At 43.4% G+C, this 20,733-nt stretch carries 17 protein-coding genes and 1 tRNA gene; 9 read left to right on the forward strand and 9 right to left on the reverse strand.

What is annotated here, in order from left to right:
* Nucleotides 1-642 precede the first annotated feature (642 nt).
* Complete coding sequence (locus tag F6K63_RS18155; RefSeq protein ID WP_287265027.1) at nt 643-798, reverse strand: hypothetical protein; 156 nt, start codon at nt 796-798, stop codon at nt 643-645.
* 313 nt (nt 799-1,111) lie between these two features.
* Between F6K63_RS18155 and F6K63_RS18160 the strand changes: the two genes are divergently transcribed.
* Nucleotides 1,112-2,689: an IS1182 family transposase gene (locus F6K63_RS18160; RefSeq protein WP_287265029.1), complete on the forward strand. Its 1,578-nt coding sequence runs from the start codon at nt 1,112-1,114 to the stop codon at nt 2,687-2,689.
* Nucleotides 2,690-2,879: 190 nt separating this feature from the next.
* Here F6K63_RS18160 and F6K63_RS18165 read toward each other — a convergent pair whose 3' ends face one another.
* Complete coding sequence (locus F6K63_RS18165; RefSeq protein ID WP_287257436.1) at nt 2,880-3,140, reverse strand: hypothetical protein; 261 nt, start codon at nt 3,138-3,140, stop codon at nt 2,880-2,882.
* Nucleotides 3,141-3,905: 765 nt separating this feature from the next.
* On the opposite strand from F6K63_RS18165, the gene F6K63_RS18170 reads away from it, so the two are divergent.
* From F6K63_RS18170 to F6K63_RS18190, 5 genes are all read left to right on the forward strand, one after another.
* Complete coding sequence (locus F6K63_RS18170; RefSeq protein ID WP_287254038.1) at nt 3,906-4,640, forward strand: peptidylprolyl isomerase; 735 nt, start codon at nt 3,906-3,908, stop codon at nt 4,638-4,640.
* A 918-nt stretch (nt 4,641-5,558) separates the two neighbouring features.
* Nucleotides 5,559-6,182, forward strand: coding sequence for a helix-turn-helix domain-containing protein (locus F6K63_RS18175; RefSeq protein WP_287312817.1), 624 nt, complete (start codon nt 5,559-5,561; stop codon nt 6,180-6,182).
* A 363-nt stretch (nt 6,183-6,545) separates the two neighbouring features.
* Nucleotides 6,546-9,626, forward strand: a complete 3,081-nt coding sequence (locus F6K63_RS18180; protein ID WP_287254042.1) for a peptidase domain-containing ABC transporter — start codon at nt 6,546-6,548, stop codon at nt 9,624-9,626.
* 457 nt (nt 9,627-10,083) lie between these two features.
* Nucleotides 10,084-11,688, forward strand: a complete 1,605-nt coding sequence (locus tag F6K63_RS18185) for a beta-barrel domain-containing protein (RefSeq protein ID WP_287256762.1) — start codon at nt 10,084-10,086, stop codon at nt 11,686-11,688.
* A gap of 169 nt (nt 11,689-11,857) precedes the next feature.
* Nucleotides 11,858-12,610 (forward strand): Uma2 family endonuclease, encoded by a 753-nt coding sequence (locus F6K63_RS18190; protein WP_008191284.1) that lies wholly within the window; start codon nt 11,858-11,860, stop codon nt 12,608-12,610.
* 220 nt (nt 12,611-12,830) lie between these two features.
* On the opposite strand, the gene F6K63_RS18195 is transcribed toward F6K63_RS18190, so the two are convergent.
* The 4 genes from F6K63_RS18195 to F6K63_RS18210 all read right to left on the reverse strand — a co-directional run bounded on the left by F6K63_RS18195 (nt 12,831) and on the right by F6K63_RS18210 (nt 17,557).
* On the reverse strand, nt 12,831-14,636 hold the full coding sequence (locus F6K63_RS18195) for an ABC transporter ATP-binding protein (protein WP_287265031.1): 1,806 nt from the start codon (nt 14,634-14,636) through the stop codon (nt 12,831-12,833).
* Between the two features lie 213 nt (nt 14,637-14,849).
* On the reverse strand, nt 14,850-15,032 hold the full coding sequence (locus tag F6K63_RS18200) for a hypothetical protein (protein ID WP_287265033.1): 183 nt from the start codon (nt 15,030-15,032) through the stop codon (nt 14,850-14,852).
* A 423-nt stretch (nt 15,033-15,455) separates the two neighbouring features.
* A complete protein-coding gene (locus tag F6K63_RS18205) occupies nt 15,456-16,526 on the reverse strand; it encodes an ABC transporter permease (RefSeq protein ID WP_008191278.1) in 1,071 nt (356 codons plus the stop codon).
* Nucleotides 16,527-16,681: 155 nt separating this feature from the next.
* Nucleotides 16,682-17,557 carry an Npun_R2479 family HD domain-containing metalloprotein gene (locus F6K63_RS18210; RefSeq protein ID WP_008191277.1) on the reverse strand — a complete coding sequence of 292 codons (876 nt, stop codon included), beginning with the start codon at nt 17,555-17,557 and terminating at the stop codon, nt 16,682-16,684.
* A gap of 404 nt (nt 17,558-17,961) precedes the next feature.
* Between F6K63_RS18210 and F6K63_RS18215 the strand changes: the two genes are divergently transcribed.
* Nucleotides 17,962-18,033: transfer RNA gene (locus tag F6K63_RS18215), tRNA-Gly, on the forward strand.
* A 167-nt stretch (nt 18,034-18,200) separates the two neighbouring features.
* Nucleotides 18,201-18,440: a hypothetical protein gene (locus tag F6K63_RS18220; protein WP_287265035.1), complete on the forward strand. Its 240-nt coding sequence runs from the start codon at nt 18,201-18,203 to the stop codon at nt 18,438-18,440.
* Nucleotides 18,441-18,481: 41 nt separating this feature from the next.
* Here F6K63_RS18220 and F6K63_RS37300 read toward each other — a convergent pair whose 3' ends face one another.
* The 3 genes from F6K63_RS37300 to F6K63_RS18230 form a co-directional block, all read right to left on the reverse strand.
* A complete protein-coding gene (locus tag F6K63_RS37300) occupies nt 18,482-18,622 on the reverse strand; it encodes a transposase (protein ID WP_131827285.1) in 141 nt (46 codons plus the stop codon).
* Between the two features lie 937 nt (nt 18,623-19,559).
* Entirely contained in the window at nt 19,560-19,757 is a 198-nt protein-coding gene (locus tag F6K63_RS18225) for a hypothetical protein (protein ID WP_008191272.1), read from the reverse strand.
* A 67-nt stretch (nt 19,758-19,824) separates the two neighbouring features.
* Nucleotides 19,825-19,983 (reverse strand): hypothetical protein, encoded by a 159-nt coding sequence (locus tag F6K63_RS18230; protein ID WP_154659987.1) that lies wholly within the window; start codon nt 19,981-19,983, stop codon nt 19,825-19,827.
* A 290-nt stretch (nt 19,984-20,273) separates the two neighbouring features.
* Between F6K63_RS18230 and F6K63_RS18235 the strand changes: the two genes are divergently transcribed.
* Nucleotides 20,274-20,417 carry an HNH endonuclease gene (locus F6K63_RS18235; RefSeq protein WP_081431819.1) on the forward strand — a complete coding sequence of 48 codons (144 nt, stop codon included), beginning with the start codon at nt 20,274-20,276 and terminating at the stop codon, nt 20,415-20,417.
* Nucleotides 20,418-20,733: the final 316 nt, after the last annotated feature.

A 20,733-nucleotide genomic window follows, 5' to 3' on the forward strand; every position in this document is an offset into this window, starting at 1 on the left:
TCAATCGGAGCCACAAGGACTCCGATTGAACTGATATCTTGGGTAAGCATTCAGCTATCAGCTATCAGCTTATAGCAATTCTCATAGCTATGAGGTACACAATTTCGGGATTTTAGGTAATAGGTAATAGGTAATAGGGATGCGCTGCATCTTCAGGTGCGACCCGAAGGTGCGCGCCTCCTAGGCCGGGGAACCCGGCCTAGGAGGCGCGCACCTTGAGCGAATTTAATAATTAGATGCGGAAAGCGCACCTAAGCAGGTGCACAAAATTAATTACCCATTTTCAAAAAATCAAAGCCTTACACTGTAAGGGTTACAGAGATTGGTAGTAGGAAATTAATTTTGTTTAGGTGCTTAACAGGGAATCAGCTTCAAAGAATACTGTACCTCATAACTGTGATCAACGCTATATGTGCTACGCACACGCTACTTGAGGTGCTTATGTGCTACGCACACGCTACGGCAACAGCTAATGCGCTACTTGAGGTGCTATCAGCTATCAGCTTTTGAATAAGCAATGCAGAGGTGCGACCCGTGGCGAATTTAATTCGCCTACGGAAAACGCACCATTACCGACCTGCGGGGGTTTACCCCACTCGCGCTTGGGATCAAGACAACAAGTAAGCATTGGTTTAATCTCTGTTACGTCAGCGGACGGCACCTCAAGTAGCGTAGCCATTTGCGTAGCCTGGCCAACGGCTGACCGCTGACCGCTGACCGCTGACCGCTGACCGCTGACCGCTGACCGCTGACCGCTGACCGCTGACCGCTGACCGCTGACCGCTGAATGGTTACCAACCGGCTAATGGATAAAGTCCATTAAAATAGACTGAAATCATAATGTGGCCAACATTGATTCCTAGAGCGTCAGTCCAGTAGAAGTGATTGACAAACACAGGAAAATGTGTGTAAGAAAAGCATTCCGACTACGCAACGAATTCCGGGTTTCATCTTACGGGTGCGAAACCCGACTTTACGTAGGTCTTCCGGGGAATCAGAATCTCTTGGGATTACTAGTGGAAGTCCCTTACCGCTGAATTGATTGTCAAACTTCAGGTAAGGGATGGATGATAGAAAATATTGTATATGTGTTTTGAGCAAGAGTTTACCGATGCGTCCCCTTTTCTGGAATCCTCCAATTGCTCTTTCCCCATCTGAGCAACAAGTAGCTAAAAAAATCCGAAAAGCTAAACTATTTCTAATTTTGAGGGAGATTCGTCATCAATTATTTGATGAGCAATTTCAAACTGAACTAGCAACCCTATTTAAAGATAGTACAGTGGGAAAATGCCCAGTACCACCAGCACAACTAGGTTTAGCTATAATTTTACAAGCTTATATGGGAGTGTCTGATGATGAAGTAATAGAAGCTCTCAACATGGATAGAAGATGGCAATTGGTGTTAGATTGCTTAGACTGTGAAAAAGCACCTTTTGGGAAAGGGACTCTGGTGAGGTTTCGTGCAGCTTTAATTGCTAGTGAAGGGGATCGCCGCTTAGTAGAACGCACCATAGAAATGGTGGAAAAAAAAGGGGGATTTAGTTCTCGAACTTTGCGGGGAGCACTCGATTCAAGTCCTTTGTGGGGGGCAGCAAAAGTCGAAGATACTTACAACCTCTTAGGTCATGCCTTACGAAAAGCCTTAGAAGTAATTGCCCATCAACAGGGGGAAAAATTAGATATCATTGCTTCACAATCAGGAGCTTCTCTCATAGCAGGGTCAAGTTTAAAAGCTGCCTTAGATTTAGATTGGGACGACCCAGATTCAAGAACACAAGCTTTAATAACCATTCTCCAAACCCTCAATCAAGTTGAATCGTGGGTCGAACAAGAAGCGAGCTTGGATGAGCAAACCCTCAAGGATGTTAATCAACATCTGGGAGTAGCTAGAACCGTGGAAGCACAAGATGTGGAGGTAATAGATAACGGCGACCCAAAGCTCCGTAAAGGTGTTGCCAAAAATCGGCGCATCTCCATTGAAGACGAACACATGCGTCATGGACGTAAAAGTAGTAGCAAGAGGTTTGATGGTTACAAACGTCATATTCTTAAAGATTTAGACTCAGGTTTAGTACGAGCAGTCGGAGTCACTCCTGCTAATGTTCCCGAAGCCAGTGTCACTCCAGGGATGGCGGAAGACTTAAAAGCTCAACTTATAATATTGAAAGAATTACATATAGACCGAGGATATCTCAATAGTCATTTTGTAAAAGAACGTGATGAAAACTTGACCATTATTTGTAAAGCTTGGCGAGTCCGTAACGGTAAAGTTTTTGACAAAACAGCATTTGTTCTTGACTGGGAACAGCAATTAATTAGCTGTCCCAATGGAGTTAGCATTCCTTTTGATGAAGGTAAAGTAGTTCAATTTCCTCGTCAAAAGTGTCAGATGTGTCCCAAACGTTCCTTATGTACAACTAACATCAAAGGTCGCACAGTTTCTATTCATCCGGATGAATCTCTATTACAGGAATTACGGCAATACCAAACTTCTCAATCTGCTCGAGCCAAACTACGAGAGAGAATCACTGTTGAACATAGCCTTGCTCACATTGGTCAATGGCAGGGTACTCGCGCTCGTTATTTAGGAATTCGTAAGAACCTTTTTGATTTACGACGTATGGCTGTTGTCCATAATCTTCATCTTTTAGCCAGAATGCCCACAACCACTCAACAGAAAACCGCCTAGATTTCGAGCCGGATTTTCACACCACCCACATTTTTGTATACTTGTCAACCACGTCTACTGGACCGACGCTCTAGGTCAGAGGACTTGATTGATCAGCCAGGTATTTAAACCCTGGCTGACTACTGACATTAGTGCAAGATATCAGTTACAACCGACTTCGTAAAGAGCGAAATCCCTTTACTTAAGGAACTTAATGCTTACCACGACGGCGGCGGCGTCTCCGACCCTTACCCTTACCCTTACCCTTATTAAAGTTAACATTCGAGAGAAACGAAATGACGTTAACGTTACTTACGGTCACCAGACTAGCGGTATTTATACTAAATACTCCTCCTCCTCCTAAAACCATGTCCATTTCCTGACCATCGCTTAGCTCATTGAGGAAGCTTTCAGAATCTTGGAATAGCTCTGAACCAGCAGGACGCAGTTCAGCGATTTTAATACTAGACATTTGGGTTTTTCCTTAATTTCAGATGTGGGTTAGTTAGCAATCAGGTAACTATTCATGACTAGTTAGCTTGCTAACTTCTTAAGTTAATCCTCGTACCAAAAACAGAAAATGTCAAGGGTTTTTATAGTTGTTTTTGGACTTAAATCTAGCTAGTCTTTTTTAGACATAAAACAAGGCTTTATTTCTAGTGGATAAGACATAATGTATGGGGTTTGTCTTTTAGTTTTAGACATAAATTAATGAATTATTTCTTTTCGATGTCAAGACCCAATTCAATTAAATTAATCTTAACTAAACTTAATCTTTTTTCAGACAAAATTCATTGATGGATGGCTAAAATAAGAAATTATGAATCATTTCAACCCTAGTAGTCTGTCAATTGTAAGCATTCAGCTAATGCGCTACGCGCACGCTAAGCGAACAGCTATCAGCCTTGGCCTGTGGCCAGGCTACTAGATCGGTGCTTTTGAAGAAAATAAGCTGACGGCTGACGGCTGACGGCTGACGGCTGACGGCTGACTGTCAATTTAGTTTTGAGGGTTAGGGCGTGTTTTCAAAGTTTTCGGCAAGATTATGATCCCCCCCAGCCCCCCTTAAAAAAGGGGGGAGCCATACTCAAAGTCCCCCTTTTTTAAGGGGGATTTAGGGGGATCTCCGAGTTTGAAGACACGCCCTAGGCCAAGGTGTTAGGTATTAGGTATAGTCCCTAGTGCCTCATCCAACTAACGATTGAGTTTCAAATTAAGTAAAATTCAGCAGGATATTATGCAAAGCTTGATTACTATTGACCAGAAAGCTCTTTTTGAGCATGTCAGGCTCTCTTGCCAAATTCCTAGCTTAGTGGAGGGCATCGTTACTTGCAAGATTATTGAGTCAGCAGCAGCAGAGGCTGGCATTCAAGTGGAGCCGGAAGAACTCCAACAGGCAGCAGACGACTTCCGTCTCGCCACCGATCTTCATAACACTGACGAGACTTGGTCGTGGCTGCAAAAACATCATCTATCTCTCGATGATTTTGAAGCATTGATTTACACCAACACCATCGCTGACAAGGTCGCTCAACATCTGTTTAACGGTCAAGTTGAGTCTTTTTTTTATGAACACCAGCTTGATTATGCCGGAGTTGTCATGTACGAAGTGGTTTTGGAGGACGAAGACCTAGGGTGGGAACTCTTTTATGCCTTCAAGGAAGGGGAAATCAGTTTCCATGAGATTGCTCGCCAACATATTCAGGACTTGTCACTGCGCCGCTCTGGGGGATATCGAGGAATACTACAGCGCCAAGAACTCAAGCCAGAGATTGCGGCAGCGGTTTTTGCTGCCAGTCCGCCCCAGATTCTCCAACCAATTGTGACCTCATCTGGAGTACACCTGATTTTGGTTGAGGAAATCATTCAACCGCAATTGGATCAGCAGTTGCGCTCTGAGATTCTTTCAGACTTGTTTTCTGACTGGCTAAAGGAACAAATGGAACAGATAGAAATTGTTGCCCACTTATAACGGGAGCCCACATTCCGCAGGTAAACTAGAAAAGTTCGGATAGTTTTCAACTATGACTGGTTTGGCATCTTCTGGTATAATTACCTCCAGGAAGCCGGACTGACAAAACCTGTTTGTCAACAGTGCTCCCTTAGGCAGGGAAAAAAGAAGGAGTACTGACAGAAAGTTTACACTTGGATTCAAGTTCCTTGTTTTCTGAGATTCGTTACAAAACCTGGGGGGGTGACATGCAAGCTGAAATCCTTACTGGGTAATAATTTAAGCCGATAATTCACAAAAATATACATTCTGTTTTGGGGGCTCCTTTGGACGTAGTTATAAGGGTTTGAGCTTCCCTAAAATGAATTTAGGGTTAATTTCCGACTGTATCTTCCATGACACCATTGGCATCAAAGCCTTATAGAGTAAGCTTTTTGGGGCTCATGTCACCCCCTCAGTTACAAAACTTGATCATAATAGTTACAAAACTTTATATAAAACGGTAGAAAAATTGGATTTTCGGAGTGATTAATACAGTGAGGGCAGTCAAGAAAGCGTAATCCTCTTAATGGCAAAACCAATCCTATTAAGAATAAGCATTTCTTGATGTAACTCAGACAAATCGCGCGAGTCGGGGAAACCCCCGTGAGGCCACTGCATCGCTTTTAGCCTTGTTGTCACCCCCTCAGCCAAAATGGCTCTTTTTTTCTAGTTAAGCTGTCGCCCATTTAAACTACCTTTTAGTAAATCAGGAAAAAAACCGTGAAACTCTTGTTCATTCTGCCTTCTGCCTTCTGCATTGCTGTTATGCATTAAAAATGCATAACAGCAATGCAGAGCTTCATAATTATGATGTTTTCAACAAAACTTTACTAAAACTTCTTGAAAAATTAATAGAATTTTATCAGTATAGGGTGTGTCAACCAATTTAGCTGTCATATGGTTGTAACTTACGTTCAACACAGCGCTCCAGAAAGCAGCGATATAGAAGCAGGTCAGTTTTTGACTCCAGATCAACGACAATTGCTGCTAGAAAGCCTAAAAACCAATTTACGCCCAGAATATCGTCGTCGGATTGAGATTATGTTGCTGGCAGATCAGGGTCAGTCTCAGACTCAAATTTGTACAGCATTACACTGCTCTCAAGAAACCGCACGGTACTGGATTTGCCAACTCCAAACTGGTAACATGCACAATTGGAATGCTTTGCCAATTGGCCGACCTAAGACTATTAATGACCAATACCTTGAACGTTTGAAAGAGCTGGTGAGTCATAGTCCCCGTGAGTATGGCTATTCATTTCACTCTTGGACAGCCCATTGGTTGAACAAGCATCTGACCCGAGAGTTTGGCATTGAAGTCAGCGATCGCCATATCAACCGTCTGCTCAAAAAAATGGGACTTTCCACCCGCCATAAATCCTCCAAGGCCAAGAATACCAAGAATCCTTCTGAAACTGAGGGTTCTGGCATTGTTGTTCGCAACTTGTCTTCTGCCTCATTAACTGAATCTTTGAAATTGTGGCCATTCAATCCACACAAAATCAGCAGCTGGTACAGCTAGTACAGCTAGTATAGCTAGTACAACTAGTACAAAATGGTGGCAATAACTGAGAAGCTAATAGTTGGTTATCAAGAGTTAACGTCTAGTCCTTCGGACAACTAATAAGACAACTCATAACTGGTAATAAAATTACTGAAAACTTACTGATAACTGACACTTTGGTAGCAGGCCAAAAACAGATTATTTATTGCAATCATTACTTCCTAATGATTGCAAATTAAATCCTAATCAGAGCTAATTCAGTAATATCTCACAGGTAGATTTTAGTCATTCAAAACTTACGGAATGGCATCAATAAATTATACAGAGTTTTATTACTGAATCCAAGCTCTAGGAATGTTTTGATTGATTGGAGTAAACTCCATGGTTCAGGATTCATCGTCTCAAGGTGCTTTCAAGCAATATTTTGCTCAACAACTTGCCCAGACCCTGGGACAAGCACTCCCTCAACAAGAACTCGACCGCTGCTTCAAGGGTATTAAAATTCTGGAACCAAGGGCAGGTAAGGGATTCTGGCAAGCAGGTAATGGAAATGTTGGCCTTTACATCGTTATGGCTGGCAAAGTCAGGCTCCTTGATCAGCACAATAACTTACTGGCTTCCCTAGAAGCATCCAGCACCTTCGGCGAGCTGACCTTGTTTCCAGAAGAATCGTTTCAGCCTTACACTGCCAGAGCTTCTGTCAAGCTCAAGCTTTGCTATCTTGCTGGTGAGTTGTTGCAGCCGTTGCTCCGTAACTATCCCAGCATCCGGGATCACCTCCATAGACAAGCAGTATTGCGGGATCTATTCTTATTGTGTCGTCGCAATGGTTTTTTCGAGAATCTACCCCGAGAAGGGTTACTTAAAACGCTATCGCTATTAAAACCCTATACTCTGGAAGTGGGCACACTCCCAGATTATCTACTAAACAATCAAAGACTTTGGCTGCTCCGACACGGAGAGCTACTCCATGCTTCTGGCAAAACCCTCAATGCTGGCAGCATCTACACTCCCTCCCAGTTAAAGGAAGGAAACTCTTGGCAGGTGAGGATGCCAACTCAGCTATATAGTCTCAGCAATGGTGATAGCAAAATTGCCCTACTCCACTTGCCACAACTTAGTGAGCTGATTGAGTCTGATGCTACCCCATCGGCTAATGACCAACCTATTCCAGCATTGGCTAAGACCTTGTCAGCTGTCGCAGCTTCTCAACCCTCTCCACAGCGAAAACCAAAGCCCAAGACCCGTCCAGTTTACTTTCCCAACCCCACAGTCAAAGTTAGCCATTGGTGGCAGCAAGTTACTCAAAGCTATCCGTTCTTTGCCCAACAGAGTTCCTCAGATTGTGGTGCTGCTTGTTTAGTGATGATCGGTCGCTACTGGGGTAAACGTTTCAGTGTTAATCGTTTGCGGGATGTTGCCAATGTTGACCGCAATGGCACATCACTACGAGGTCTAGCTACAGCAGCAGAAAGCATCGGCTTTTCTACCCGACCGGTCAAAGCTAGTCTCGACCGATTGGCAAAAGAGAAACTGCCCGCTATTGCCCATTGGGAGGGGAAACACTACATCGTGGTCTATAAAGTGACTCGCGATCGCGTAATTGTAGGAGACCCTGCCATTGGTCAAAAAACCTTTAACCATTCCGATTTCAAAGCAAATTGGACTGGCTATGCCCTTCTGTTGCAACCGACAGCAATGCTCAAGGAAGCCAAGGAGGCGAGTGTTGCCTTCTGGCAGTTCTTTGAATTAATGAAACCTCACGGGCTGGTGCTTCTAGAGGTATTAATCGCATCTATCTTAGTTCAGATCTTCGGACTAGTTACACCTCTATTCACACAGCTATTGTTAGACCGGGTAATAGTGCAAGGTAGTACCCTGACCTTAAACGCTGTTGGCTTAGGCTTGCTGCTGTTTGGCTTATTCCAAGTTGCCATGACTGGCTTGCGGCAATATTTGCTAGACCACACCGCTAACAAAGTCGATCTGGCCTTGATTGTCGGCTTTATTCGCCATACCTTCCGATTACCCTTAAACTTCTTTGAGTCTCGTTTTGTCGGTGACATTGTCTCCCGCGTCCAGGAAAACCAAAAAATTCAAAGCTTCCTCACTGGCGAAGCTATATCAATCTTGCTCGACTTACTCACTGTTTTTGTCTACGTGAGTCTGATGTTTTGGTACAGCTGGAAACTGGCAGCGCTAGTGTTGTTAATTGTGCCGCCATTTTTCCTGCTGGCATTAATAGCCACCCCCTTCTTACGCCGGATTTCCCGAGAAATCTTCGATGCTTTAGTTAATCAAGAAAGCTATCTGATCGAAACCCTGACCGGGATTAACACAATTAAATCCATGGCAGTTGAACAAACAGTGCGCTGGCATTGGGAGGAACTCCTGAATAAGTCGATCAAAACTAGCTTTTCTGGACAAATCATCAGCAACCAGTTACAAATATTCAGTAATACTATCGAAACAGTTGCTACTACTACTCTGCTGTGGTATGGAGCGTGGCTGGTGATTCAAAACCAACTCACCATCGGTCAATTAGTCGCCTTTGATATGTTGCTAAATAATGTGATGGACCCATTCCAGCGCATAACCGTGTTGTGGAATGAATTGCAGGAAGTTCTGATTGCAGTGGAACGCATCAATGATGTGCTGGATGCGGAACCAGAAGAAGATTTGCAGCAGCAACTTCGTCAATCGTTACCACAACTGAGGGGTCACATTCGCTTTGAGCAAGTCACCTTTCGTTATCACCCTCAAAGCGATATTAATGTACTCGAAAATCTCAGTTTTGAGGTCAAACCAGGGCAAATGGTAGCTCTAGTCGGTCGCAGTGGTTCAGGGAAAACCACCATTTCCAAATTAGTTTTGGGGCTTTATATCCCCACCGATGGCAAAGTGTTAATTGATGGTCAAGACATCACCAGTCTTTCCCTGCGCTCATTGCGGGAGCAAATTGGTGTAGTTAACCAAGATACATTTCTGTTTGGCAAAACCATTCGGGAAAACATTGCCATGGGTGATCCCTCAGCAACCCTAGCAGAAATTATGGAAGCAGCGCGACAGGCTGGTGCAGATGAGTTTATTAAACAGCTACCCATGGGTTATGAAACTCAGATTGGCGAGGGGGGTGGTATGTTATCTGGTGGTCAACGTCAGCGCCTAGCGATCGCCCGTGCTTTGGTAGGGAATCCCCGCTTGTTGATTTTAGATGAAGCCACCAGCAACCTCGATGCTGAATCCGAGCGCATCATTCAAACTAACTTCAACTCAATTTTGAAAAGTCGAACCACCTTAGTTATTGCTCATCGCCTCTCTACCGTGCGCCAAGCTGATGTAATTCTAGTACTTGATCGAGGAATCTTGGTCGAAAGTGGTAACCACGAGGCATTGATGGCTAAGCGTGGTCACTACTTCTATCTCAATCAGCAACAACTGACTATTGCTGTTGCTGATTGAAATCCTAATTAAAGGGAATAGGGAACAGGGAACAGCGGATCTGGGAATCGGGAATCGGGAATCGGGAATCGGTAAAAAATACTGTGTAAATTATAGTTATTAAAAATGCTTTTTTTTTGTTTTATAGTAAACTTAAACTAAAGTAAATAAAATAAAAATAATTGTCGCTAAAAGTTTAAAAACAAGCAAGTATATATAACGGTTTTAATAGTAATAATTTACACATATTTTTTTTCCCTACTCCCTACTCCCGATTCCCTACTCCCTACTCCCGATTCCCTACTCCCGATTCCCTACTCCCTACTCCCTACTCCCTACTCCCTACTCCCTACTCCCTACTCCCTACTCCCTACTCCCTACTCCCTACTCCCTACTCCCTACTCCCTGTTCCCTATTCCCTATTCCCTATTCCCTGTTCCCTTTTTAAAAATGCTATAGCAATTACCAATTGTGGATTATGCCATACGACCCTAACTCAGGCTTTCCAAACTCAGGCTTTCCGAAAAAGCCAAACGATGACTATATAACTCGCAATAGTTTAGTCACCAATCCACCGGACTCGCTAAACACTAATCAGACACCACCACCAACTCAATCAGCCTCATCACCATCAGCCTCATCACCATCTCTCGGTGATGACTGGTCTGAACTCACCCATGACTTGCTCAATACCTTGCCACGAGCGTGGACTCGGGGATTGCTCTATCTGTTAGTCATCTTTGCCGGTACCCTCTTACCTTGGTCAATGCTCTCCAAGGTAGATGAGACCGGGAGTGCCAGAGGGCGGATTGAGCCTAAGGGGAAAACCATTAGGTTGGATGCACCAGTTTCTGGAACGGTGGCTGCCCTGAAAGTCAAAGAGGGGGAGATCGTAAAGGCAGGACAGATTTTACTGAAGTTAGAATCAGATTTAGTTCGTGCTGAGCTCGAGCAGTTGCTTCAAAAACAGACAGGTCAACAGAATCGGCTGGCGCAGTTAGAACTACTCAAGAATCAATTGATGCTGGGGCTGCATACCCAACAGCAACAGAACCAAGCTCAAGAATTGGAAAAACAGGTTCAAGTGGAGCAGGCAAAGTATAATCTTGATTCTCTCAAGAATATCCATAATTTACAAAAAGAGGAAAAACTGGCCCAAATCAATCAAGTTCAGCAATCCATTGAGTCGAGCCAAGCAACTTATAAATTAGCATTAATTCGGTTATCAGCTGCCCAGGAAAGACTCCCACGCTACAAACAAGCGTTTGAGGAAGGTGTCATTTCACAAGACCGCTTCATTGAAGCGGAACAGCTAGTAAAAGAAAACTACCAAAGCGTTGTCCAAGCCCAGTCCGATATTTTGCAAGCCAAGTCCCGCCTCAAAGAGCAGCAAGGCAGCTACGAGCGGATTATTCATGAAGCTAAGGCTGATATTCAGCAAGCTGAACTTCGCCTGAAAGAGCAGAAACGTAGCTATCAGAGTCTAGTGCAAGGGAGTAAACTGGCGATGCTAAAAATTGAGGAACAGCTGAAGAATCTGGAAACAGAAATTACTACCCTGCAAGCAGAAATTGCCCAGGTAAAAAGCCAGATTAAATCCTTGGAATTTCAGTTAGAGCAACGAGTACTCAAGGCTCCTGCTACTGGCACAGTTTTTCATTTGCCGATCCAAGGCGCTGGGGATGTTGTCCAACCGGGAGAGGTAATTGTAGAGATTGCACCAGAGAATTCAGCCCTAGTACTCCGAGCCCAAATAGCGACTACAGAGAGTGGGTCTTTACAGGTAGGAATGCCAGTGAAGATGAAGTTTGATGCCTATCCCTTCCAAAACTATGGGGTATTGAAAGGTAACTTGAGTTGGATTTCTCCAGACTCGAAGATGACAGAAACCAACCAAGGCAAGCTAGAAAGTTTTGAACTGGAAATCGAGTTAGAAAAGCCCTATATCGAAGCCCAAAACAAAAAGATTACCTTAACTCCAGGTCAGACTGCAACAGCCGAGGTGATTGTCCGGCAGCGTCGTATTATTGATTTCATTCTGGATCCATTTAAGAAGTTGCAAAAAAGTGGTTTGGAGCTTTGACATCAATTTTTATTACTCATTATTCATGAGTGATTAATCATTTATTATCTGAATCATTAAGATTCAGATATTGATAATTTTGTCAACTTTGTTCAGATATTACTTGACTGGATATAATGATGATAATCTAGACTAATAAGTACTACCTACTTATTGTACCCTAGCCGCCATGTCTTTGACTCAAGAATTAAAAACGGCAACAGAAACGCCAACAGAAAAGGCAACAACTGTACCGGAAGATGTTATATTTCCCCCTAGGGATTTATTCAGTGACGAACCACCTTTGGAAACTGATCTACATCGACTACAAATGACCCTACTCATCCAATGCCTAGAGTGGTTGTGGGATGAGCGTGATGATTTCTATGTCTCGGGAAATCTGACTATTTATTACAGTCCTCGACAACGTAAGTCTGAAGAATTTCGTGGGCCTGACTTTTTTGTGGTGCTGGGAACTGAGCGCAAACCTCGGAACAGTTGGGTAGTGTGGCAAGAAGAGGGGAAGTATCCGAATGTGATTGTAGAAATTATTTCCCCTACCACAGCAGATACGGACCGAGGATTAAAGAAGCAAATCTACCAGGATACATTCCGTACTCCCGACTATTTCTGGTTTGACCCCAACACCCTGGAATTAAAGGGCTTCCACTTGGTAGATGGTTGTTATCTCGAACTTGAGCCTAATCAAGAAGGTTGGTTGTGGAGTCAACAGTTGGCACTATATTTGGGAATTTATGACTCAAAATTACGTTGGTTTACTCCAGAAGGACAACTAGTTCCTGCCCCTACTGAAGCAGCCGAACTCGAAAAGCAACGAGCCGAACAAGAATGTCAGCAAAAGCAACAAGCTCAGGAGCAATTAGCTCAAATGGAGTCATTGTTAGCTCGTTATCGAGAACAGTTCGGTGATTTCCCTCAGTGATATAGCATTTCTCATAGCTATGAGGTACACATAATTTTTATCCTGTTCCCTACTCCCTACTCCCTACTCCCTAAAACCCATAATTCTATACCTCACCCCATTGATATAGCATTACACATGAAGGTCAGGACATTCCTAAACTCCGAAACTTAGTCATAGCTGACTTCTGACTTCTGACTTCTGACTTCTGACTTCTGACTTGCGCGTAGCGCCATAACTGCTATATCTGTAATGAATGTAACTGTGTATAGGTTCCATCTTTAGCCAGCAGTTGAGGGTGATTGCCAACTTCTACAATATGCCCTCGTTCCATAACTACAATCCGGTCAGCTTTCCGAATCGTTGATAGGCGATGAGCTACCACAAACGTTGTGCGATTTTCCATCAAGTGTTCCAACGCTTCCTGAATCAAAGCTTCCGAAGCAGTATCTAGAGACGATGTTGCTTCATCGAGAACTAACACCCGTGGATTACGAATTAAAGCACGAGCAATCGCTAATCGTTGCCGTTGACCACCAGAAAGTTTTGCCCCATTTTCCCCAATTAGAGTATCAAGTCCCGAGGGCAATTCCTGAATAAATTCTAAAGCATTGGCATCCTGAATCGCCTTGATTAACTGTTCTTCATCCAATTGTTGACTGCCGTAAACAATATTCTCTCGCACGGTACCTTCAAATAAGATAGTCTCCTGGGAAACCACTGATAGGAATTTCCGATAGGTCTGTAGGTCGAGGCTACTCATATCTGTACCATCTAGTAAAACTCTTCCGGTTGTGGGAGCCATGAAACCAATAATCAGACTTAATAAGGTCGATTTTCCGGCTCCGGATGGTCCGACGATGGCAATGGTTTCCCCAGGATTGACCTGTAGACAAAAGTCTTGAATGGCAAACTGTTCCGTATCGGGATACTGATAACTAACGGACTCAAAGGTGAATTCACCACGCAGCTGTTGCAGAGCTATCTTACCAGGATTGCGCTCTAGGTCAGGACACTCGAGAATTTCACCCACTGAGCGAATGGATTCAAAACCTTTGCCAATCTGTGGCAATACCGCTAGAATTTGCACTATCGAGTTAGTCAGGGAATCAAAATAGCCGGTCAGTAACACCACATCCCCCACTGTGATTGCCCATTGCTTGGTATAGACTAACCAGGCTGAGGTGATCAAGCAAACTAGACTGAATAACCGTAGGGTTACCCAAGAAGAGGAATCAGTGATGGCGTTAATCGAGTCAAGTCGCACCGCTGCCTCTTTCACCGTCACTAACTTGCCATCAATCCGTTCCATCTCAGTCTGTTGAGCACCATGAGCTCGTGTGACTGGGATTAGCTGAATCATCTCGATTAAGCTAGCTGCCATTTCTTCTAGTTGTTGTCGGAAAGCAGAATTGCGATCGCGAATCGGTCGTCTGAGTACCGAAATCAGAATCACAGCTGCTGGAACAGTTCCCAGGAAGAACAGCAAGAACCAAGGAGCACGAATAGCAGTAGCGACAATTGCTACTAAGATAGTTAGCATAGCCGCAGGGACAAACTGGAACAGGGTTGTTGCCAACCCTTGAATTTGTTCCACATCCCGCAAGAGTTTAGTTTGTAGTGCTCCCTTGCTGTTATTTTTGTAGAACCCAATCGAAAGCAGTTGCAGCTGCTGGGTGATTACTGAGCGCAGATTCGACTCCATGTTGCGAGTCGCCAGACTCATAAACCGGATGTGTAAGTAATGGGTGGGGATATTTTGCAGTATAGAAATCCCTAAGATAGCCCCATTAATCCATAACTCCGACAGTGGGTGAGTGCTTGGGTTGGCAATAATATCAATTACATTAGCAATCACCAATGGTCTGATCCATTCCGGACTGTGTTTGATCACATACACCGCCATCGACAGTCCGATTTTACCTAGGTCTTGGCGGTAGAGATAAAGTAGTGTCCGGAAGGGGTACTCACTCCGATACTCCTGAGGAGGTGACTCCTTGGGTAGATTAGATGCTGCCGTAACACTTTCCAGTGATAATGCTTTCATGTCCGCAGTCCCTATGTCTCTTCTAACTGGTACTGTCTTGCCACATGGACTGTAAAGAAACAGACAAGGAATTGTCGATTCTTATAAAGAAACAAAAAATATTTTTTTTATCAAAACTAGGTCTTTTTTAAAGTCTTTATCGTCGCCAAAACTAGTACTCTGTTAAAATTAATTGGAGCGCAAAATCCTAACAGCAACTAGCCAGTATTACTATTATTTATAGCACTTCTCATAGCTATGAGGTACAAAATTTCGGGATTTTAGGTAATAGGTAATAGGTAATAGGTAATAGGTAATAGGTAATAGGTAATAGGTAATAGGTAATAGGTAATAGCTAATAGGTAATAGGTAATAGGTAATAGGTAATAGGTAATAGGTAATAGGGATGCGCTGCATCTTCAGGTGCGACCCGAAGGTGCGACCCTAGGCCGGGTTCCCCGGCCTAGGAGGCGCGCACCTTGAGCGAATTTAATAATTAGATGCGGAAAGCGCACCTAACAGGTAATCAGCTTCAAAGAATACTGTACCTCATAACTGTGATCAACGCTATAATTGCCGTGCTCTTCTTCTTTGCTCTGGATTGGGTTTGTATTTTATATATTATTGTCTGAGCCAGTAAGTATTTGATAATGGGTAAACACAGCCACAAAACATTCCATTTCTAATATTATTGTTCCCTGAGATGTTTTGTTAAAACTGAATCCTTCGGACTATTGTGGTGAGGGCTATAGTTCAAGGGGAGCAAGGTTGATGATTGAACCGAGAAAAAAAGGCTTTTTCCAGACTCGACCGATCCTTCCCCCTTGAGTATTTCAATAGCTAGCGCTGTAAACTTCTGGGATCGAGAGCATCCCGCAAACCATCCCCAAGTAAATTAAACGCCAACACCGTCAGAATAATCAGCAGTGCTGGCGGCCAAATCAACCAAGGCTGTAGCACGATGATTGAGGCATTGGTTGCCAAAGACAACAAATTTCCCCAGGACGGGTCAGGTTGCTGAATTCCCAACCCAATCAAACTCAGCACCGACTCGGCCACAATGAAACCAGGAACTGCCAAGGTTGCTGAGATAATCACATAGGAAGCTGTCTGGGGTAGAACGTGGCGTACAATGATATAAAAGGGATTCGCCCCCATGGTTTTGGCAGCTTGGACAAATTCCCGCTCCTTAATCGATAACACCTGTCCTCGGATCACTCGTGCTAAGCCAGACCAGCTAATAAACGAGGTTATCAAAACAATTAACAAAAACCGTTGCGCACTAGTTAGACCAGGTGGTAGCACAGCCGCTAAGGCGACGAGTAGGTAAATACCAGGAATAGTCATCAAAACTTCTACCAGACGCATGATGATCCCATCTACCCAGCCGCCGAAATAGCCGGAAATTCCCCCAATGATTAGACCAAGGGGAAAGGAGATCGCAATTCCGACTAGACCAATACTAAGACTAATCCGACCCCCATACACCAAGCGACTAAACTGATCACGAGCTTGCTCATCGGTACCTAATAGATTAATCTTCCCCTCACCCACCGTACCAAACAGGTGACGGTTGAAGGGAATCGCTCCAAACAACTTATACTCCCGACCTGGAACAAATAGACCCACTGGCGACGGCTTTTGCCAGTCTACAATCAGTTTGCGATCGCCTGTCTCTAAATCCGTTGGTCCTTGGGTTGTGGGATATACATGGGGACCAATAAACTCTTTGGTTTGCTGGTTACGCCAGTAGATCTTGGTAGGTGGTAGCAGGGAACCATCTGGCTGAGACACATAAGGATCATAGGGAGCAACAACATCTGCTGCAATGACAATTAGATAAAAAGTCAATAATAGCAATGCCCCAAAACGGGCGAGAGGGTTCTTGGTAAGTTTTTGCCACCAGTTCATAGGATTATTCCGAAAGCGCGAAAAGCACCTCGTGTTTACTTTGTATGGGCGTATCTTGCATTAGCTATGTTTCACCCATACAAAGATGGTATCGAAATCTGATCCAATCACCCTTCACTCAACACCCTTCACTCAACACCGTTCATAATTTCTGATTATACATTAACCTTTTGTGTCATTTTCCCCAGTCCATTGTGATTGTGTGAGTGTTCGACCACAAAGACATTGGAGAAGAGATTAGCCGTAATTTGTTGACCTTCCTGAGTTAAGGATAGGTAACGCAAGGCATCCTGAATATAAGGGTATACCCCATTCCAGTAAAACTTAGAGTAGCCTTGCCGCAGATCTCCAGGATGGAGGTACCCAATGGTTTTGTTAAATCCAGTTTCTTCAAACTCATAGAACAAAGCACTAGTTTTTTTGAGATAGCGTGGGTCACTCAGTTGACCAATCAAGTCAGAGGCGCGAATTAATCCAGGATAGTTACCTGTATCTTGATGATCCCCTTGCTTCGGCACAGGGAAACGAGTCAGTTCAATGTTGCGCTTGATAAACTCGGCATCAATCAGGTTGTGACCACCAAAGCGCTCATCAATAAATAATTTTGCCCGATCGACATGATAAGGCGTCAGAGCAGCATCGGTAGAGCCTTGGGGTAAATGAACCATCTCCCCATGTTGACCAGTAGCGTAGAGTCGTTCATTTTCTCGGTCTTGGCGACATACTCCTTTAACATAGCCAATATCATGACATGCCAAAGAAATGATAAAGTGTAACCAATCATCAGGAGTTACACCACCTTCACGGATATGTTTGCCTCGCAAAATCTCTTGTCCGACGAGGGTAACTAGGATGGAGTGTTCCACATTGTGATAGAGGGCATCACTGTTGGCAATATTTTCCATTGCCATGCTGCCAGCCCAAGCAATTATATCTTCGTTGTCAGGGTTGAGTCCCCCGTAAGTTCGGCGGTAGCCTTCCCGGAGTCTTATAACAAAGGCGTTAATTAGAATTTCAGTGGTGTTAAACATGATTTTTGATTGACTTAAATGCTAAGACAAAGTCCAGTATTCCCATGACACTGGCTTAGTTTTACTAGTTTGGTAGATTTAAATTTTTGGTAGTTTAACCTTTTGTATAGCTCGCTTAGGGTTAACACCTCAAAGCATTACTAAGTGATCCTTGGGCGCTATACTAGCAGCAATGGGGAAGGCTAATCTTTGTCTACAGCTTACCAAAAAGCCAAGCTGAAGGCCCCGATCAGATCCTGTCCGGGTAATTAACCTTAATAAAAATCTGCCCCATCTCCCTATCAATCTTCTTTATGATGGGTATTCTTGCGCACTTGATCTAGCAATGCTCAATCGGGTGAAGTACCTGACCCAATTAAGAACTGCTATAATACCAATAATAGTTAAATAATAGTTAAAGGTTTGCGGGTGTAATTCAGTGGTAGAATGTCAGCTTCCCAAGCTGAACGTCGTCGGTTCGAGTCCGATCACCCGCTTGTTGATTTGTAAGCATTCAGCGGTCAGCTAATGCGCTACGGGCACGCTGTCTTGATGGGGAGCAGGTCAAATAAGCCTAACAAATGAACTACTTGACAAAACAACAAAAATCATGTTATTGAGCCGGTCTTAGTTGCAGAACAGATGAACTATTTACCAGATCAGCTTGGCTTTTACCCATGAGGGGGCTATAGATAATGTACAAATATTAGGCATTAGTGACATGCTCCCCCTATTACCTATTACCTATTACCCATTACCCATTACCCATCACCCATTACCCATTCCCCATTCCCCATTCCCCATTCCCCATTCCCCATTCCCCATTCCCCATTCCCCATTCCCCATTCCCTCTAACTCTAGGCGAATTTTGTTCAGAGATTTGTTAACTAATTTTATGACATGAAATCTATCTATTCCCAGATTAGCATTTGCGCTACGCGCACGCTACGCGAACGGAAAAACTTCCTTGACAACTTTCTGAAATCCACCCCACATATCTACACTGACTTCTTTGATTTTTCCCCTGATTGCAATAGGTTGCTCCTTGAGTACTTCTATAATTTCTTCACTCTTATGAGAGTCAATTACTTATAATAAATAACTGTTATCAATATCACAAACAACGGTAACAAATTTTATTTTTCCTTTTGCTCGACTAAATTCATCTATATTTAACCGTTGTGGAGTTACCCAGTATTTTTTTTTGCTTATGGATTATTTTAAAAATTTTTTCGACTTTTTCTTGACTTAATTGTTCATTTTTGCTTACTTGTGCCACTGTTAATTCTTGAACTTTATTATAGATATATTATTCATCCATTTTTGTATAATTACGACCCATTTATATAAAGCTTAAAGGTTCAGTTGAGTAGTTTTGACAGTGACAACAATAAAATTGACGACGAGGCACTTGTAAGTATACTCCTTGCCCACATATAGCGGTTTTTAATCTAGTAAGGTACAAGTTTTTGAGGTGCGACCCGTGGCGAATTTAATTCGCCAACGGAAAGCGCACCTAAGGTTTTAGGGAGCAGGGAGCAGGAAGCAGGGAAGAGGGAAGAGGGAAGAGGGAAAAAAATATGTGTACCTGATGAGGCTAAAAAGCGCTATATGGATAAATCTCGCACTAAAATTGGTCGATTTTGATTAATGTCATTCGTATAAATTTGACACTTAGGACAGTTAATTACTTCATTTAATAAATCCAAATTCAATATTATAAATTATTCTTTTTTATAAGAAGTGAACACGGTTACATTCGGTAAATTTAACAAAGTATAGCAGAAGTCAGAAGTCAGAAGTCAGAAGTCAGAAGTTAAACTCTTGCCATACTGTAGTTTGAGACTTTTGTCATGTCCTAATTACCCTGGCGACTGCTATATCTAGATGAAAGTCCATCCGTCGGTTAACAGCATTTAGTATTACTAGCTACATTTTACACCATATTGCCGGAAGAGCCATTCCGGTCTAAAATTTGTTTTAACATCTTGAAATAGACTTGGTTGGTTACCTTTTCAAGCAGCTATATAATCCTTGCCACTGTTGACGATAAATTCACAAGTTTTTTTTGGGTATTAATAGCATCATTGGCATTGACAACTCCTTTTAGAGCCAGTTTCTTGAGCAACTCTGGTAAAGCTTTAATTTCGTTGGTTTTGGCATCAACTTCAAAGGGTTCTAAAATCAAGCCCCGCTCAACAATGTAAGAACTGACCAACATAATTGCTGGGTTTGAAGTTACCGTAAGAGAGGGTCGCCTTTATAGGAACAGGTTATGGGTAATAGTTTTAAGTTATATGAAATAAGGCGACCCTCTCTAAGGTTTCGTCTCCTTGGGAGTCGGAATTGGGATTATCGTTTTCAATCTGATCTGAACCTTTAAGGACTTTGCCGTCTAAGCCAATGGTTTCTCCAGAAGCTGGTTGTACATTCAAGAATGCGCGCAAGGCACATCGAATACTCTTCGTAATTAATATACAATAAAACACGACGTAAGTAGGTGGGCTTAATAAGGCGACCCTCTCTAAGGTTTCGTCTCCGGGAAGGCTTTTGAAACGGCAAGAAGGGTTTGAAGTTACCCTAAGATAGGGTAACTTCAAACGTTGGTAGGTTATGGGTAAAAGGTAACGGCGCTTTTGTAGTAAGGCGACCCTATCTTAGGTTTCGTTTCCGGAAATGCACTCCGCAGTGGTCTTACCTTCGGCGTAGCCGACGCTTCGCGAACAGAGATGGAGATTTGTTGGAAAAGCACCATATAATACCACGCGCACTGGATGGAAATAATTCAGACAAAAATCTCGAATTATTACACCTACATTGCCATGATGCCAAACACGGAAGCAAAACCAACTCAAAAGAGTTAGATGAAAATCCGTTCTAGAGGAGCCAATGTCAAGGATTGTACTGTAATGATGAGCCGTATGATGCGAAAGTATCACGTACGTTTTTGAAGACGAGTCAGAGGTGACTCACTGGCTTAGTTTAATGAAGCCCGCGCTGTACCGTGCTTGTCAGCGTCGGGAGTATGTCACTAGAAAACCATTTCATCCCCGCTTTCCCTAAGGTATAGCAGAAGTCATTTGTCAGAAGTCAAACTCTTGCGCTTCTTGATGCAATAGCGAGTGGGGGAAACCCCCAAGACCGCTTAGGTGCGCTTTCCGTTGGCGAATTAAATTCGCCACGGGTCGCACCTCTGC

Origin of the sequence: Moorena sp. SIO1G6 (assembly GCF_010672795.1) — a bacterium.
GTDB classification, from domain to species: domain Bacteria; phylum Cyanobacteriota; class Cyanobacteriia; order Cyanobacteriales; family Coleofasciculaceae; genus Moorena; species Moorena producens.